Origin of the sequence: Ruminococcus sp. (assembly GCF_016287535.1) — a bacterium.
GTDB lineage: Bacteria > Bacillota > Clostridia > Oscillospirales > Ruminococcaceae > Ruminococcus.
Genome location: NZ_JAEFAJ010000038.1, coordinates 1 through 18,269 on the forward strand (window position 1 = coordinate 1; position 18,269 = coordinate 18,269).

An 18,269-nucleotide genomic window follows, 5' to 3' on the forward strand; every position below is an offset into this window, starting at 1 on the left:
CGTCTCCAAGGTTGAATACATATGTATCATCCTCATATGAACCATACAGTACATCGTTTCCGGCTCCGCCGTGAAGCTCGTCTGCTCCCCAGCCTCCGTACAGCGTATCGTTTCCGGCTCCTCCGTAAATGATATCCTTTCTTCCGTTTCCGTAGATCTCATCTGCTTCGTCCGAGCCCTTCAGTATCGTTATTCCTGTTGCTTCGTCATCAGGATCTGAGAACTTTCCGCTTCCTGTTGTTGTTATCGTTGCTCCGAGATAATCCTTCTTACTGATAATAGTTCCGTCCGCGAACTCAAAGCTTTCTACCTGATACTTATAGTTGCTGAACTGGTTTACTATCCTCAGGCTGTCTCCCTTGTTGCCAACAAGAAGTACCATATCGTTCTTGTCTCTTGTTACTGTGATATCCTCCGGCTTGATTCCCTCGCCGAATACTACCTTATCTCCGGTGCTGTTTACGCCTTCTTCGTTGATAATATCCTGTCCGTCTCCAAGGTTGAATACATATGTATCATCCTCATATGAACCATACAGTACATCGTTTCCGGCTCCGCCGTGAAGCTCGTCTGCTCCCCAGCCTCCGTACAGCGTATCGTTTCCGGCTCCTCCGTAGATAACATCTGCATTGCCTGAACCATTTATCTTCTCATCAAAAGCTGTTCCAATATAAATGTTATGAGAAACAAATTCCTTATTTACAGCACTGCTAAACTTTCTGTCATATGAGAAGAAGGTATTGATATCTATCAATAAATCATGATCTACTTCACCGTTTATTCCAATTACTGATAAATATTTGCATACATCTGTCAGTATTGTTGAATCAGGATTTGCAAGAAGCTCATTCATTATTGATATATTCATAACACTTGCACAGAATGCCTGCTTTCCGTCTTTGGTTTCATACGGTATAAGCTGTTCAATATACGGTTTTACAGTTTCAATATTGAACAATGTATAATATTTCTCAGATATACTGTTATACATATTTTTGAGGATATTCGCAGCTGTAGGATTCGGATTCTCTCCGTTTACTCCTGTAAACTTCTGTCCCATTATTGTTTCAATAACGTGAAGCTTTCTTGCGTCAATATTTGATCCTCTTGACTTTGCGTCTATATCCTGTGCACCTGACATAGTATAAAGAATATTATCAAGACTCTCTACCTTTTCACTATAATTTGCAGCATTATTGAACGCGTCAATATATCCCTGCAGTGTTCCGTCATCTTTTTCAAGCGCCGATGCCAATGATGGCATATTTCCCAAGTTGCCGATATTGAAACCATCTGTTGTTTTTTCGTCTGATTCTTTTGTATCATAATAATTTGCTGTTGCCCAGAGTGCTCCAAAGTTACCGCTTGTTCCATCTGCATACTCAAATGTTGATGTTCCGTCAATTACAGCACTTGTTCCGGTGCTGAGCTTTTCTTCTGAAGCAACTGCTGAAACAGATGTGATATCATGATCTGCAAGTGTGCTCAGCTCTGATTCTTCTGAAATACCGTTGCCGTTGGCATCCACCCACAGTCTCAGATCTTCGAATACAGCATCCTCACTGTTGATAACTCCGTCGCCGTTTTCATCATACTGCTGAAGAGCTGCAAAACCATTCTCGGCATACTTGTCCTCGCCATTGATATATGTCGTATCTCCGAAGAGCTCCGAGCCGTTATCGATCTTTCCGTTGCCATTTCGGTCAAGTGCAAGGAACGCATCTGTTGTGGTCCAGTCGATACGCTCTCTGTAGCCGTTGTTATCCTTGTCAAAATATGCTCCCTCTGACTTATCAACAATGCCGAATCCGTCATTGCCAAGGTCAAATATAAGCGGATCAACTACATATCTTGCACTTCCGGCACTCTGATAATCATCATACATATCATCTGAATGGAAAAGATCATAGAAGAAATATCCGATTTTTTCAGCATCATTCACCCATATGTCTACAGGATGACAGTCAACATCCGGATCCAAAATAGCCTCAACACAGTGTCCTGCCCAGTTAGCAACAAATGCCAGATCAATAACAGCTGCAGCCGTTAAAAGAGCAGGAGCAGCCACTGCAGCAGCTCCAGTTGTACCGAAAACACCTGCACAAAATGATTCTACTGTCGGAATAACAGCAAATGTCATGTACGGTTTAGCTGCCTCTGTAATAGCAATAGTGGTACAATTTGCTGCTGCAGATCGTGCTATTGCACCTGCTGCTTTCAAAGGTTTTTCTTCTCCTGTACACGCATTTATAACATGAGAAATTGTTTCTGATGCATAACTAACAACCGTTAAGCCATCACCAATTGCATCAATATATTCTTTTCCTTCCAAAAGTCCCTTTCCATTATTATACAGATTCCTGAAACGATACTCATCAGCATTATTAAGGATCTTCAAAGCTCCGGGTTTATTGGCACTTAAAAGACTTTGAATCTCTTTATTTTGATTAATAAGGCCGTATGAACGTACGCCTTCTATAGCTCCCTGAACCCCACCATCTAAGACTGATAACGCATTACCTGCATCTCCGGTTGAATTACCAAATCCTTCAAAAGCTTCGGCAAGTTTTGATACTGCACTATTACTGCTATTATTATCTGAAGCGCTTCCCTGTGATATGCTTCCTGATTGATTTGTTACACTACCTGTAACGTTTCCGGCAACCGAATAATCAGCAGAACTAAAAATCGTATTACCCGAACTTATAATACCGGTACTTCCAGAATATACCGATGTACTATTTGAAGCAGAATTACTGCTGTTATTATTTGACGAATAATTACTGCTGTTGTTATTATTATTTGAAATGTTATCATTATTATTGATAACTGTAATATTTTCAAAAGCCTGATTTGTATTATCAGATACTGAAACTATATCTGATACGATGCTGTTATCCGATTCAGCGATTTCATTATGAACTAAGGCCTGTTCCTTTTTTTCTGCCAATTCCTTAACATAACTGCTGACATATGTATAATTGTCACCTAAACTGATCTCATATGCATTGAATAAAAAATCGAGTTTTTCCTCAGGAATACCTGCGATTTTTAATAATTCATTCTTCTCTTCATCATTTATATTGTCACCATATTGTTTAAGGTAATATACTATATCTGATGTCATATTGTTGATATCAGTTATATAATTGAGAAGGAAAGCATATTTTTCAAGATGGCCGTCATTCAAAACTCGTTCAAGATATTCTCCTTGATATTCACCATTTTTTTTACCAATAATGCTATTATCCGTATAAGATGTAGCCTGGGCTCTTATATATTCACTGATTACCTGTGAGCTTCTTTCAGCAGAATATCCAAGATAATCAAGTCCGATACCTCCGATTGATACAATAGCGCTGACTGTTGCGTTATTGATAACGTCTATATTCTCATTTAATAACGTTTCGTTTAAAAGAGTTCTGTTCCAAACACTATCATCGGCGTCATCAGCAACAAGAGCGACTATCTCTGATGCAGAACTGTTCTTTATGATTTCGTCATACACAAAATCTCTAATAGCAAGTTCGCCTTCAAACGCACTGCCTGTTGTTACATTTTCAACAGTTTCTCCGTTGTAGATCCTTTCAAACCATTCTTCTCCAACGGCTCCTGAAACAGCTGCCTTGAAATCATCGCTGCTTATCAGCTTGACCTCTTCAAGATCATTGATTGCAGCTGCTGTTCCTTCTTCATATTTTCCTATTACCCCTGCTATCTGCTTTTCATCAGCATTTTCGCTATAAATAAGAGTTTTTGCTGATATTTCCGAACTGAATTCAAAGTTTTCCTTGAATTCGGTCACAAATTCTTTTACCTGTTCCTCAGAAACTGTCTCATCTGCGGATAAACCTTTAGCTTCGCGCCAGCCGTTTATCCAGTCTAAAATAGATACTTTGTTTTCCATTTCGTCCTCCAATTATTATTAATATACTTTTATGCCGGCTTTTCTCACCGATGCATATTTTAATAATGTGGTAAATATGGCTTAACTCATATAACTGCTGAAAAATCGTATTCCTGAAGCGTTTAGAAATGCTTTTGAATAATAAGCTTCCTTTTATTTTATTCAGATGATTTTAACAGTACTGACCCCCATTATATTAAAAACCCTTTCCCACTACATCATTATTTGATCAAACATTATTTTTGTTTAATCAAAATATATTATACAACATTGTTGCAAAAATGTCAATATATCAGAAATCTAAAGCATTGATAAAAAACAGACCTTTCTTCGGATTCAGCGATCTAATTTATGGCTTTAACAAGCTTTGCAAATAAAAAAACAATCGCATAAATTGACATTACAATAAAAGCTTATCATTTCTGCCCTTCTGCAATTTCACTTTTTTTATTACTCATAACACCACCTTATTGTTGATAAATGCCGTGTTAATACCATACCGCGAAAAACAGCTTTAAATCATGGTAATTATTGTTCGATGAAAAAAGTGCAGCAGTAAAAACTGCTGCACTTTTTTTAATTTAAATTCACTGCATTGATGTGTTTACAAGGAGCTGGTCGAGTGCTGAAGAATCTGATGTGATATCGCTGATATTTATACCGCCGGATATCTGGCTTTCATTGCTGAATGCCGACATATTCTCCGCAAGCACCATTGCCTGGATATTTGCGATATCTGATATATCGTCACTTTCATTGCCAATGCTCATGCTGTCTGTTACTTCTGAGATAACTGTATTATCTACTGTAAGCTCACCGCTGAATACATCATCTGTATACAGATCTGAAAGGTATTCTGCTGCTGTCTGCTCAACTGTAACTGTTTCCTCTTCAGGTTCAATAACGAACTCGGATGCAGTAAGGTCAATGTGTGCTTTCTTTCCGTCAGCGAACTCAAAGTTCTCTACCTGATATCCGCTGTTTGTGTACTGTCTTACTATTCTAAGACTGTCTCCCTTTGTTCCTACAAGCAGTACCATATCATTTCCGTCTCTTGTTACTGTAATGTCCTCCGGCTTGATTCCTGTACCGAATACTACCTTATCTGCTGTTGAACCAACATTCTCTTCGTTAATAGTATCCTGTCCGTCTCCAAGATTGAACATATATGTATCATTTCCGTAGCCGCCATACAGTGTATCGTTTCCGGCTCCACCGTGAAGCTCGTCATCTCCGTTTCCACCGTAAAGCGTATCATTTCCTTTTCCACCGAATAACTTATCAGCATTGCCGGAACCGTTTAACTTATCACCGGAATCAGTTCCAATATATATATTATGAGCAGTAAATTCTTTACTTACAGCAACACTTGACGCTTCATCATATGAGAAGAAATCATTAAGATCAATAATGACATCGTAGTTTACCTCACCGTCTACACCGAAGGTTGCAAGATATTTGCATACATCAGTAAGAATAGTTGTATCCGGATTATTGACCATTTCGTTCAGTATTGCCAGACACATATCGTCTGTGTAATATTTTTTTCTTCCATCAGAAAACTCTGCGACCATCATTTCATCAAGATATGGCTTAACAACGTCGATGTTAAATATTGCATAATACACATCTGAAATGCTATTATACATATTTTTCAGCATATTAGCAGCAGTCGGATTAGGATCAGCACCATTAACACCACTGAACTTTTCACCCATTATTGTTTCTATAACGTGAAGCTTCCTTGCATCAATGTTTGAACCTCTCGACTTTTCTGCAATATTCTGAGCACCTGACATGGTGAAAAGAATATTGTCAAGGTTCTCCATTTTTTCGCTGTAATTTAATGCATTTTTGAAGTCGTCAATATATCCCTGGAGTGTTCCGTCATCATTTGCGAGAGCGTTTGCCAATGAAGGCATATTACCCATCTGTGCGGTATTTATTCCTTCATATTCTATGTTACTTTCTTCCTTTGTATCATAGTAGTTGGCAGTTGCCCAAAGTGCGCCGAATCTGCCGGCAGTACCATCTTCATATGTAAATGTGGAAGTTCCGTCGATCACGGCATCTGTTCCTGTATTTATCCTCTCTTCGTCCGCAACAGCTGAGATAGAGGTTATACCATGCTCTGCAAGAGTGCTAAGTTCAGACTCCTCTGAAACACCGTCCCCGTTTGCATCGACCCACAGTCTGAGATCATCGTATACAGAGTCCCTACTGTCAATGATTCCGTCGCCGTTCTCATCATACTGCTGAAGTGCTGCAAAGCCGTTTTCGGCATACTCTTCAGAACCTTCAATATATGTTGTATCTCCGAACAGTTCTGTACCATTGTCTATTTTTCCGTTGCCATTACGATCAAGTGCAAGGAAAGCATCAGTATTTGTCCAGTCGATACGCTCTTTGTAGCCGTTATTATCCTTATCGAAATATGCACCGTTTGATTTGTCGGTAATATTGAAACCATCGTCGTCAAGGTCAAAAATAAGCGGATCAACTACATATCTTGCGCTGCCGGCACTTTTCCAGCTTGAAATGATGATTGGCTTGACTGACCATAATTTTGCTGAATCTGTATTAAAAAGATTACCAATACCTTTTTTTATTTTTTCAAATTTAGCGCTGTTCTTATCATAAAGCTTTTCGCCTTTACCCTGCCAATAGTTGTTCCAGCCTTCAATGCCTTCCTTTGCCTTTTCCCAAATAGATTTTTTATCTTTTTTTGCAGAAGATGCATCAATACCTGTCTCCATTTCGAAATCAAGAAGTAATTGTTTGGCTTCAAGTGTAAATCTATATTCAACGTATCTGTCAAATACTCCTATTTTTGCTTGTGATTCTGGACTTGTAGCAACTGCATAAAGCCGCTGCATTCTTTCTAATGAAGGGCCCTCCTTCCACTTATCATCAATATCTCCCCAAAGATTAATCTCTTTAACAAAATAGTCATGTTCAAATTCATCAAGATAATCATCTACATGAGGTTCATAATAAAAGAAGCTAACATCTGCATACTTAGCTCTTTCGTTGATATTTTTTACTAAAATATCATTAAGATCCTCCTGAACATCGTCAAGCAGATCACCAAAAATGTCTCCTCCTGGGAAAAGCTCACAAAGATCTTCCGTCGTATCAATAAAGTTGTTCATAAGACCTTCAAGCTCCAGTGTACTGCTTGCAGTTACCATGCCGTGCTCTTCAATATCCGCATTCAGGCTCTTTATCTCAGAAATACTGCTCTTAATACGATCGCCGTATTTGTCCCAAAGATCATATACCTTTTTGAGTGATTTATATGTATCCGTCTTGGTAAGCCACTTAAATCCCGGTGCGGTATCAACGATATCCACAAGAGCGCCAATCTGTTTTTCAGTATCACCGCTTGTGATCGTACCATCTTTAATGTACTTGTATACAAGCTTGTAGGTATCACCATCCATTCCTGTAAATTCCTCGGATGTATGCTTCTCAATGAAATCGATCGCAAGCTCTAAACCTTTTTCTTCTGCCTTTTCTTTAGCAAGTCCTTTAGTTTTTTCAATTACCTCCTTATTGTATTCTTCCCAGAGGTCACTATTGTTTTTATCAGCCATTGATTTTCAATCCTTTCTGTTATTGATTATTATTACATAAGCGCTTTAAAACAAATGAAGCAAACTTATCGTCTCTATAAATGGTTTCTAATGAAAAACTGTCATCTTTTGTCTTATAAAAAATAGTGTGTATATTATCATCATTATCTTCTATTACTTTCCCAAGATGATCAGCCATGTCTCCATAATCCGTTCCCAATCGCTTTCCGTTTACTACCAGACTTTCAGGATCTTTGTCATCTTTGAAGAACTGAATATATGAAAATGGTGTATCACCATCCACTTCATCTTCGGATGTTGCATCATATAATGCAGCTGCAATATATTCATCATCATGATATACAGATATCATTACATGACCTTCAATATTCGTTCCTTTGTCCCTTCCCTCCACGTCTTTGCCAAGTGAATTCAAAGTCAGCGGTGATGTAAGAGGCTTACCGTAAAGATAAGTTACACCAAGCAGTTCGTCAAGCGTCCATCCATCATCCGGCGGTTTGGTTATGTTGTAATCAGAAATCGTCGTCTGCTGAAAAACAGAGGCATTCTGTTTTTCAGCAGGGTCGGCTTTACTGCAACCATTAAGGCATGAAGCAGCAATCATCGCCGAGCATAAACAGAATGCCCTTAATACATTTCTCATTCTATTTTCCTCCCATATCATAATTGATTAAACCTTTAACCCCAAGTTCAATCAAATAGTATTATATAATAAATCCAACAAATTGTCAATACTTTTTTTGCTGTCCGCGCAAAAATAACAAAAAAACGGACTTATTTCAAGTCCGTTTTGCTGTCGTATGTATCAAGGAAGCGGTGAACTCCCTCATTATCCTTATATGCGACGACCGTATTCACATTCACATTCTCGACGCTGCGGAAGATATTCTTCTCCACCTGCGGATTTACCTTTTTCAGCTCGGCGATCAGGTTCTTTATTTCCATTCTCTTTGAGACAGAACGGCTGTCCGGAGCACAGGTAGTGCAGGTATCCGTAAACTTGCAGGCACACTGTATGAAGTGCAGATCATTGTAGTCGCGCCAGTGCTTTATATCGGCTTCACGGACGAGATAAAGGGGACGTATCAGCTCCATGCCCTCGAAATTCGTACTGTGGAGCTTAGGCATCATGGTCTGGACCTGTCCGCCGTAGAGCATACCCATGAGTATAGTCTCTATAACGTCGTCGAAGTGATGTCCGAGAGCTATCTTGTTGCAGCCAAGTGCTTTTGCGTGGCTGTAGAGGTATCCTCTCCTCATACGGGCGCATATGTAACAGGGATTTTTCTCGATATTGTATACAGAATCGAATATATCCGATTCAAATATGTGTACCGGTATAGACATGGAGCGTGCGTTTTCCTCTATAACTCTGCGGTTTTCGGGACTGTATCCGGGGTCCATTACAAGGAACTCCACCTCAAAGGGGAACTTGTCATGACGCTTCAGCTCCTGAAACAGCTTTGCCATGAGCATGGAATCCTTGCCGCCGGAGATACAGACGGCTATCCTGTCACCTTCCTTTACGAGCTCATACTCGTTTATGGCTTTTGTAAATTTACACCATATCGACTTCTTGAACTTCTTGCGGATACTCAGCTCAACAGCCTCCGTCACCTCTCTGTTTTCCATTTTCAGACGAAGCCATTCCACATATCCTCCCTTGAGGTCGTAAGCGTCAAAGCCCTTATCGCAGAGCTCATCTGCGCACTGTCCGCTTATGATACCGCTGCGGCAGCAGATTATCAGCTTTCTGTCACGGGGAAGCTCTGCTGTCATCAGCTCCTCCTGAGGTATATTTACCGCTCCGTCGATGTGACCGTACTCGAAAGCCGAGCTGTCACGTATATCTATAAGCATATATCCGCCGCTGTCAAGCCCTTCAAGCTCTGTGGCAGCAATTTTCCTGCTCATCAAAACACTCCTTATTCCTCGTTATGCTGCTTCTTTTCTATGGGAAGCTCCACTGTGAACACCGTTCCTCTGCCTTCCTCGCTCCTGACGCTTATCGTACCGTTATGGTAGATGACACCGTGCTTCACTATTGAAAGACCAAGTCCCGTGCCCTTTATCCTGCTCGAACGACTCTTGTCAACTCGGTAGAAACGCTCGAATATCCGTCCTATGTACTGTTTGGGTATGCCAATACCCGTATCGCTGACGGTTATAATAGCCCTCTGCGGTACATGGGATATCTTTACGCTGAAGCTTCCTCCGCTGACGTTGTACTTTATGGCGTTGTCGCAGAGATTATACAATACCTCGCTGAGTATGGTCCTGCTGCCCACGAAAGATACCCTTTCACCGGAAAGTGAAGCTGTTACGCCCTTTTCCTCAGCGCTGAGCTTCAGTCTTTCAAGTATCTCCTCAGCAAGACTGTAAAGCTCAATGCTCTCGTTCTCACGGGGAGCCGTGTCCTCATCGAGCTTTGAAAGCGAAACTATATCGTTAATAAGGTTTATCAGTCTTTCGGCTTCGCTGCGGATATTCTCTCCGAATTCAGCCACGTCGCCGCTCTGCACCATACCGTTTGCAAGCATATCCGATATACCGTATATAGTAGTAAGCGGTGTTTTCAGCTCGTGGGATACATTTGAGGTGAACTCCCGGCGCATAGTTTCAAGCTCCTGTTTTTCGGTAACGTCCATGATGAATACCACAAGTCCGCACACCATATCTATACTGTTGGCGGGACTGGCTATTACCTCACGCTGACCGTTGCCGGTGCGGAGTATGCATTCAGAGCGCCTGCCGCCCAGCGCATTCAGCAAGCATCTGCGGAAGATATCGGAATTGTTCAGGGCATATATACTCTGTCCCTTAGTGAATGAGCCCGCGCCAAGGAGCTTCAGCGCGCTTGAATTGCAGGCAAGTACTATCAGCTTGGGGTCGGTTATGATAAGCCCCTCTGTCATACTTTCCGTCATGAGGCTGAACTGCTCGCGGCTGCTCTGCAGTTCGTCCATCTGCCGGCTCACCTTATTGTTCTGAGTGCGGAGCTTTTCCAGAAGCGGAGCCAGCTCCTTGTAATTCTTCTTTATTTTCGGGTGAGCAAGGTCTATATCGTTTATCGGCTTTACAATGTTCCTTGACACCATCGACGCCGCAAACACCGAGAAAAGCACTACTGCCGCAAGTATACCGAGCATCGGGTTCAAAACCTTCACAAGCTCGGCTGCCAGCGAGCTGTGTACTCCGGAAACTCTTATCACAGAGCCGTCTGTAAGCCTTACAGCGTGGTTCACGGTCTTCTGCATTATCGTGCTGGAATATCTTGACGAACTGCCCTCTCCGCTTTCCAGGGCACTGGAGATCTCCTCACGGTCTGAATGGTTTTCGAGAGAATCCGGATCCTCGTCCGTATCGTAAATTACCTTTCCGTCGGGAGCTATCCATGTCACACGGATATTATGTCCGAAATCAGTCCTTTCGAGGTATTCACCGCCGCTCTGTTCCACTGCCGAGGCTATCAGCCTTGCATCAGTCATCACCTCTGAGGCTGCAATTTCCGCAGATCTGTTGTAAAGCACTGCCGTTACGAGAAATATAGCGGCAAGCATGGACATGATGCAAATCGAGATTATGCCTAAAAATATCTTCTTAGTCACTCACATCGTCACCTGCCTTGTATCCGACGCCGCGGATAGTCTGTATCAGCACGCCGCAGCTGCCCAGCTTCTGTCTGAGAGTCCTGACGTGAACGTCAACTGTGCGGCTCTCGCCCGAAAAATCATAGCCCCATATCTCACGGAGCAGACTGTCGCGTGAAAAGACCTCTCCCTTGTTTTTTACAAGGAAAAGCAGCATATCATACTCTTTCAGGGTAAGCGCGACCTTTTCGCCCTCTGCGAACACCTCATGCTTTGAAGGGTATATGCAGAGCTCTCCCAGTACGATCCTGTCGCTCTCCGGAGGCATATCCGAGGTACGGCGCAGCAGCGCCTTTATCCTTGAAATGAGCTCCATCATGCCGAAGGGCTTTGCGATATAGTCATCAGCTCCGCTGTCAAGTCCTTCCACCTTATCGAGCTCGGTATCCTTTGCGGTAAGCATTATAACCGGCAGCTTCCTTGTTTCTGGAGCGCCGCGGAGTTTTTTCAGTACGGACAGACCGTCCTCCTCAGGAAGCATACGGTCGAGCAGCAGCAGGTCCGGGATATTCTTTTTCATTGCATCTCTCAGGGCAGAAGGGGTCTCAAAGCCCTCAGCCTCCATACCGGAGCTTCTCAGGCCGTACAGGACAAAATTTCTTATTCCTGCCTCATCTTCAAGCATATAGATCATTTCGCACACCTCCTGTAAATCCAAATTTAGCTTTGCTAAATTTGGATTTAGTTGAGAATTGAGAGTGGAGAGTTAAGAGTTAATGAGTTCGCTGCGCTCATATTATTTAAATTATATCGCCGCAGGCGATACACCACAACTGTCAACTCTCAATTCTCAACTTTAAACTAAATCATAATTTTGCCCCGCAAAATTATGATTTATATATAATTATACGCCGAAATACGCAAAATTTCAAGTCCCTGTAAAAAACAGCCGAAAACACGCCGGTCTGCTTCATAATTTTTTTGTGTATTTTTTAAAAAATAGTTGAATTCCTGCGCTGTTTGTGTTATACTGTAATGTGCAGGCTTTTGCATAAATTTAAGATCCGCCTATCTCAGCTTTTATCGCACAGGGCGGAAGATCGGAGTTAATATGTTTTTTCCAGATATGCTTACATCAATCGCTAAAATATCAGACGCTGAAAATCCTACGATTTTCCCGTTCCCATCATGGATGCTGATCGGGGTCGCAGTTCTTTCATTAATTTTCTTCGGCTACAGATTTGCCGTACAGAAAAAGCCATTTCAGCTTATATTTGCTATCGCCCCGCTTATCGCGCTGCTGCTCCTTTTCACCGAGAGCAAGACAGTTTTCTATGGTGTCGGAATAGTTGAATTCATACTCATTCTCACAGCATTCATATCCTCGCTGATATGCAAGCCGAAAAAGGCAGAAGAAAAAGCAGCTCAGACCGTCAGCGGCAAGGAGGACTAAGCTTTGAAGATAGCAGTCCTTGACTGGTATACAGTAAATATAAGCGGCGATATCCCCACAGCTCAGCTTGAGGAGCTGGGCGACGTGAAGATAATACCTCTCACAAAGCCGGAGGAAACTGCTGCCAATATAGGCGACGCAGATATCGTCCTATGCAATAAGGTGCTCATTACGAAAGAGGTAATGGACGCCTGCCCGAATATAAAATATGTAGGTCTTTTTGCTACGGGCTTCAACAATGTTGACATTGAATACGCCGCTCAAAAGGGTATCGCCGTATGCAACGCGGGACAGTATTCCACCAACGCTGTTGCCCAGCAGACCTTCGCATACATACTCGACCGCTTCAGCCGTGTAAGGGATTACGATAACGCCGTAAAAAACGGCGAGTGGGAACGCTCTCCTGCTTTCTCCTATTTCCCGGTGCCTACCGCCGAGCTTGCAGGAAAAACTCTCTCCATTGTGGGCTACGGCTCCATCGGACGCAAGGTAGCAGAGATAGGCTCTGCTTTCGGCATGAACATAGTCATAAGCACAAGAACTCAGCCAAGTGACTGCCCCTATGAGGTAACAGACCTGTATACAGCCGCTGAAAAAGCCGACGTGCTCACATTCCACTGTCCTCTTACCGACAAGACCGCAGGCATCATAAATATGGAGCTCCTTTCACACATGAAGCCGACCGCGATGCTGATAAACACATCAAGAGGCGGCGTAGTGAACGAAGCTGATCTTGCGCAGGCGCTCAACGACGGCAAAATAGCCGCAGCATACCTTGACGTACTGGCAAAGGAGCCCATGTCTCCGGATACTCCCCTGAAAGGCGCCAAAAACTGCACGATCACGCCCCATACCGCATGGGCGCCCCTTGAAACAAGACAGCGCCTTGTGGATATAGTATGCGATAATATCAGGGCATGGCAGAGCGGCAGTCCGCGCAACAAAGTCAACTGAAGGAAGATATACCTATGAGAAATATATCCGAAAAGAAGCGTATCGTCATAAAGCTGGGTACTTCCACCCTCGCCCACAAGACGGGCAAGCTGAATATCCGCCGCATGACAAACCTTGTCCGCGTTATTTCCGACCTGCACAATTCGGGGCGTGAGATAATCATGGTCTCATCAGGAGCTGTGGGACTTGGCGCAGGAAAGCTGGGACTTCCCGAAAAGCCGAAGGATACCAAGACCAAGCAGGCAGTTGCCGCTATCGGTCAGTGCGAGCTCATGCACGTATACGACGATATGTTCGCGAAATACAGCGTTACGGTGGCACAGATACTGCTCACCAAGACCATAATCAATAACCCCAATCACTGCGAGAACTTCATGAATACCGTGGAGAAGCTGGTGGGAATGGACGTTATCCCCATCGTCAATGAGAACGATACTATCGCTATCGACGAGCTGGAGCTTGAAATAGGCGAGAACGACTCCCTTTCGGCTCTCGTCGCGGAGCTGTCCCGTGCAGACCTGCTGCTGATACTCTCGGATATCGACTCTCTCTACGACGATGATCCCCGCTCAAATCCCGACGCAAAGCCTATACCTCTCGTTGAGAAGATAACTCCGGAGATAGAGGCAATGGCAGGCGGCGCAGGAACAAGTCTCGGCACAGGCGGTATGTCCACAAAGATAACCGCTGCCAAGATAGCTACGAACGCAGGAATAGATATGATAATAATGAACGGAAGAGACCCCGAAAAGCTCTATGATCTATTTGAGGACAAGGAGATAGGCACTCTCTTCAAGGCTCAGTGAAGCCGCCGGAAATATACTATAAATCAAGATAATACTGAATATGAGGTGTAGATATGAGCTATACAGAGGAACTGGGAAAAAGAGCCAAGGCTGCGGAGGCAGCTGCGGCAGGCGCTTCCACATCACAGAAGGACAGCGCTCTCGCCGAGATATCAAAGGCTCTCCTTGAAAACAAAGAGCTTATAATAGCCGAAAACGCAAAGGATATAGCCGCTGCCAAGGCAAACGGCATGACCGAAGCCAAGCAGGACAGACTGAAGCTTGACGAAAAGCGCATTGAGGGCATAGCAAAGGGCGTTGACGAGCTCATCGCTCTTAAAGACCCTGTCGGCGAGGTCATAGGCGGCGGTACCCGTCCCAACGGCTTGCAGATAATCAAGACAAGAGTACCTCTCGGCGTTATAGGCATAATCTTCGAGTCACGCCCAAATGTTACCGTTGACGCGGCTGCACTCTGCCTCAAGGCAGGAAACGTCGTTATCCTCAAGGGCGGCAAGGAGGCTATAAATTCCAATATATGCCTTGGCAATATAATGAGGAAGGCTGTGGAAAAAGCCGGTCTCCCTGCGGATATCATACAGGTAGTCGATAAGACCGACCGTGAGACAACTACCGAGCTCATGCGCCTCAACGGCTATGTTGACGTTATTATCCCGCGAGGAAGCGCGAATCTCATACAGGCTGTAGTAAAGAACGCTACAGTTCCCGTTATCGAGACAGGCGCAGGCAACTGCCACGTATACGTTGACGCTTCCGCGGACCTTGATATGGCTGTAAATATCACCGACAACGCCAAGACTCAGCGTCCCTCCGTATGCAACGCTATCGAGAGCCTTCTCGTACACAGGGATATCGCAGACAAGTTCCTGCCGCTGATAGCCGAGCGCTTCAAGTCGCACAATGTAAAGTTCTACGGCTGCGACAGGACGATAGCTATCCTCGGTGATACCGTCGAAAAGGCTACGGAGACCGAGTACGCAACGGAATTCAACGATTTCATCATAGCCGTAAAGGTAGTCGACGACATCGACGAGGCTATCGCTCATATAAGAAAGTACAGTACAAAGCACTCCGAGTGCATCGTTACAAGCTCTCTTGAAAATGCACAGAAATTCCAGAAGCAGGTAGACGCAGCAGCTGTCTACGTAAACGCTTCCACCCGTTTCACAGACGGCGGTGAATTCGGCTTCGGCGCAGAAATAGGCATTTCCACACAGAAGCTCCACGCAAGAGGACCTATGGGCCTCACAGAACTTACTACAGTAAAATACCTGATCAACGGAAACGGTCAGATCAGATAAAGTTTTCACTTGATTTTTGGAGGTCGAAATGGCTATTAGAAAAGATCTTGACGATATGCTCAACAGCCTTATGGACGGAGGCAGCGGCGGAGGAAGCTCCTCTCCCGCAAGAAGCCACAATACTCCCCGTGCCGCAAGAAAGAGCAAGTTCGACGATATGTCCGTCGATGATCTGCTCCATGCGCTGGAAGAGGAAAAGCACGGCGACGAAGAGCTGCCCGTATCCGACGATACGCCGCCTGCTGTCTGGGAATTCGCTCCGCCGTCCGAAGATATACCGGTACCGGATCCTGTTTCTCCCGATGACGGGGAGGAAGACGTTCCGAGCATTATCAGCGAGGTAATGCATACGGAAGCTTCGGCTGAAACGACAAGGGTATTCGATACTATCCCCATGACCGAGGAGATACCGAAGCCTGTCAAGAAAAAGAAAATAGTTATCACAGGCGAGCTGCCTGACTATGAAGCTCTCCGCCGCGAGGAAATGGAGCGCGAAAAACAGGCACAGAGAGCTGCGGAGGCTGCCGCCGAGGAGGCTCACGCCGCTGAAAGAGCACGCAGAGCAGCTGAAGCTGCCGCTGAAAGGGCTCGTCTTAAGGAAGAAGCAAGACTGCGCCGTCAGGCACAGGAGGAAGCAGAGAGGCTTCAGCAGGAACAGGAAGCTGCCGAAAGACAGCGCCGTATCGAGGAAGCCAGACTTGCCGAGGAAGCAGAAAGACAGCGCCGCATAGCTCAGATAGAAGCCGAAAAACAGCGCAGAGCAGCAGAAGCCGCCGAGCAGGCAAGGCTTGCCGAGGAGGCTGAAAGGGCGCGTCTGGCAGAAGAAGCAGAAAATGCCCGTATTGCTGCGGAAGCTGAACAGGCAAGACTTGCAATGGAAGCCGAACAGCAGCGCAGGATAGAGGAAATGAAACGCCTTGCGGAAGAAGCTGTCCGCGACAGCGCTGAAATAAACGATAACGGTATCGCCGACGAAGTCGACAACGCTATAGAAGCTCTCGGAGACGCTGCCGCAGAAGCAGCTCCGGCTGTGGAAGCAGCCCCGGAAGAAGCTGAAAAGCCCAAGAAGATGGGATTCTTCAAGAAGCTCATAAGCAAGGCAAAGGAAGAAACAGAGACCGCTGAGGAAAAAGCTCCTGAGGACGGGCTCTTTGAGAACAGCAGCGATCAGGTGTCCGCAACCGACCTTATAGACGCCGCTATCGCGGCTATTAACCACCCTGAGGAAGAAGCTCCCGTTCCGGAAAGCGATCCCGTGGGGGATATTCTCGACAATATCCGTGAGGACGCCGCAGAAGCGATCGACGATATCAGCAGTCACAGAGAGCCTTCCGCTCCGAAGCAGCTGATACTCTCCGACGAGGATATAATCGCAGGTCTCACACCTGAGCTGAAAGAGCGCTTTGACGAGCTCACGCCCGACAAGCAGCGTCAGGTCATAGATATGAGGAGATCACAGCTGGGCGGTATCGCTCCGCCTGCCGAGGAAGATACTGCTGACGCAGAGGAGTTCATACCGGAAGAGGAGTTTACTCCTGAACCTGAAATAGAAAGTATCTCGGAAGCTCTGAACGAGTCTGAGGTATTTGAGGATACAACAGAAGAGGCACCTGCTCCGGCAGTTCCCGAACAGCCGGAAAAAGCTCCGGAAAAGCCTGCTTCTGCTCTTAAAAGCATACTCAACGAGGATCCTGACAAGCTCGTTGCACAGCGCCGCGAGCATACTGAGTTCAGTCCTGCCGGCACATCAGCTGTTCCGAACAGGAAAAAGCCCGTTTATACCATACTCGGCGTCGTACTTTCGGTATTTGCCGTTATAGGTATCATCGCTACTGCGCTGAAAGTTGCGGGGTCATTCCACAGCTTTACGTCAGGCGAGGTAAAGAAGGACAGCTTCACGCAGATGATATATCCTGCCGCTATCATGGATATCGAACCGTTCAGCGACCCTTCACAGCTCACATCAGAGCAGATAATCACAGCTACTATCTGGTCAATAATCATGGACGAAAAAAAGGTATCCAACTATGAGCTTACCCTTGATACTGTTTCAATACCAGACGTTGACGTGGAAAAATACGCTGTTGAGCTCTTCGGCGAGAATCTCCCGCCATTCAGCCACTCGACCGTCGGACCCGTTGAGTCAAGATTCTACTATGCGGACGGAGTTTACAACGTGAAGGCAAAGACCATAACACACACCTATGCTCCCGAAATAAAGACGATAGTCAAGAACGGAAAGGAGTATACCCTCACCGTTGACTACATCGCCGAGCTGCCGCAGTGGATGGAAAATACCGTGGCAAAGCAGGCTGAGTACAAGCTTACCGAGAAGGAAGACGGTACGTTCCGCTTCAATTCGATGAAGATACTCAATGTCAACAACGGCAACCTGTAAAGCTCACAGCCAATAATAATAATAATAATAATTTGCGGTCCTGACCGCACGGAATACACGGAGACAGCATCTGCTGTTTCCGTGTTTTTTTCTCCAATTTTGACAATTGCGGAAAGCTTCCCCGCGAAAATATTACAAAAAAAATACAAATTCACATTATTTCAGAATATAACTCTGTAAACAGTTGACATTTCAGAATTTTATTGCTAAAATAGATATGATGCCTATTTTGTGCATATACTATCTTTAGGAGGAGGAGCTGCT

11 protein-coding genes are annotated in these 18,269 nt (G+C 44.7%); 5 read left to right on the forward strand and 6 right to left on the reverse strand.

Annotated features, from left to right (window positions below; translation table 11 throughout):
• From QZZ36_RS11910 to QZZ36_RS11935, 6 genes are all read right to left on the reverse strand, one after another.
• Positions 1-3,907: calcium-binding protein (locus tag QZZ36_RS11910; RefSeq protein ID WP_295081767.1), on the reverse strand; the 3,907-nt coding region annotated here is incomplete at its 3' end.
• 587 nt (positions 3,908-4,494) lie between these two features.
• A complete protein-coding gene (locus QZZ36_RS11915; protein WP_295081769.1) occupies positions 4,495-7,503 on the reverse strand; it encodes a calcium-binding protein in 3,009 nt (1,002 codons plus the stop codon).
• Between the two features lie 19 nt (positions 7,504-7,522).
• Positions 7,523-8,146 (reverse strand): hypothetical protein, encoded by a 624-nt coding sequence (locus QZZ36_RS11920; protein WP_295081775.1) that lies wholly within the window; start codon positions 8,144-8,146, stop codon positions 7,523-7,525.
• 131 nt (positions 8,147-8,277) lie between these two features.
• Positions 8,278-9,417, reverse strand: a complete 1,140-nt coding sequence (locus tag QZZ36_RS11925; RefSeq protein WP_295081778.1) for an ATP-binding protein — start codon at positions 9,415-9,417, stop codon at positions 8,278-8,280.
• 11 nt (positions 9,418-9,428) lie between these two features.
• On the reverse strand, positions 9,429-11,111 hold the full coding sequence (locus QZZ36_RS11930) for an ATP-binding protein (RefSeq protein ID WP_295081780.1): 1,683 nt from the start codon (positions 11,109-11,111) through the stop codon (positions 9,429-9,431).
• Entirely contained in the window at positions 11,104-11,787 is a 684-nt protein-coding gene (locus tag QZZ36_RS11935) for a response regulator transcription factor (RefSeq protein WP_295081784.1), read from the reverse strand. The genes QZZ36_RS11930 and QZZ36_RS11935 overlap by 8 nt, the downstream gene beginning before the upstream one ends.
• Positions 11,788-12,204: 417 nt before the next feature.
• Between QZZ36_RS11935 and QZZ36_RS11940 the strand changes: the two genes are divergently transcribed.
• Genes QZZ36_RS11940 through QZZ36_RS11960 form a run of 5 tightly spaced genes read left to right on the forward strand, consistent with a single transcriptional unit; the run spans position 12,205 to position 18,005 of the window.
• The gene (locus QZZ36_RS11940; protein WP_295081786.1) at positions 12,205-12,546 is read left to right on the forward strand and encodes a hypothetical protein; all 342 of its coding nucleotides are present in this window, start codon (positions 12,205-12,207) and stop codon (positions 12,544-12,546) included.
• Positions 12,547-12,549: 3 nt separating this feature from the next.
• Positions 12,550-13,500 carry a D-2-hydroxyacid dehydrogenase gene (locus tag QZZ36_RS11945; protein ID WP_295081788.1) on the forward strand — a complete coding sequence of 317 codons (951 nt, stop codon included), beginning with the start codon at positions 12,550-12,552 and terminating at the stop codon, positions 13,498-13,500.
• A gap of 14 nt (positions 13,501-13,514) precedes the next feature.
• A complete protein-coding gene (proB, locus tag QZZ36_RS11950; protein ID WP_295081790.1) occupies positions 13,515-14,306 on the forward strand; it encodes a glutamate 5-kinase in 792 nt (263 codons plus the stop codon).
• 53 nt (positions 14,307-14,359) lie between these two features.
• Positions 14,360-15,607 carry a glutamate-5-semialdehyde dehydrogenase gene (locus tag QZZ36_RS11955; RefSeq protein WP_295081792.1) on the forward strand — a complete coding sequence of 416 codons (1,248 nt, stop codon included), beginning with the start codon at positions 14,360-14,362 and terminating at the stop codon, positions 15,605-15,607.
• Between the two features lie 28 nt (positions 15,608-15,635).
• Positions 15,636-18,005 carry a hypothetical protein gene (locus QZZ36_RS11960; RefSeq protein WP_295081794.1) on the forward strand — a complete coding sequence of 790 codons (2,370 nt, stop codon included), beginning with the start codon at positions 15,636-15,638 and terminating at the stop codon, positions 18,003-18,005.
• Positions 18,006-18,269 lie beyond the last annotated feature (264 nt).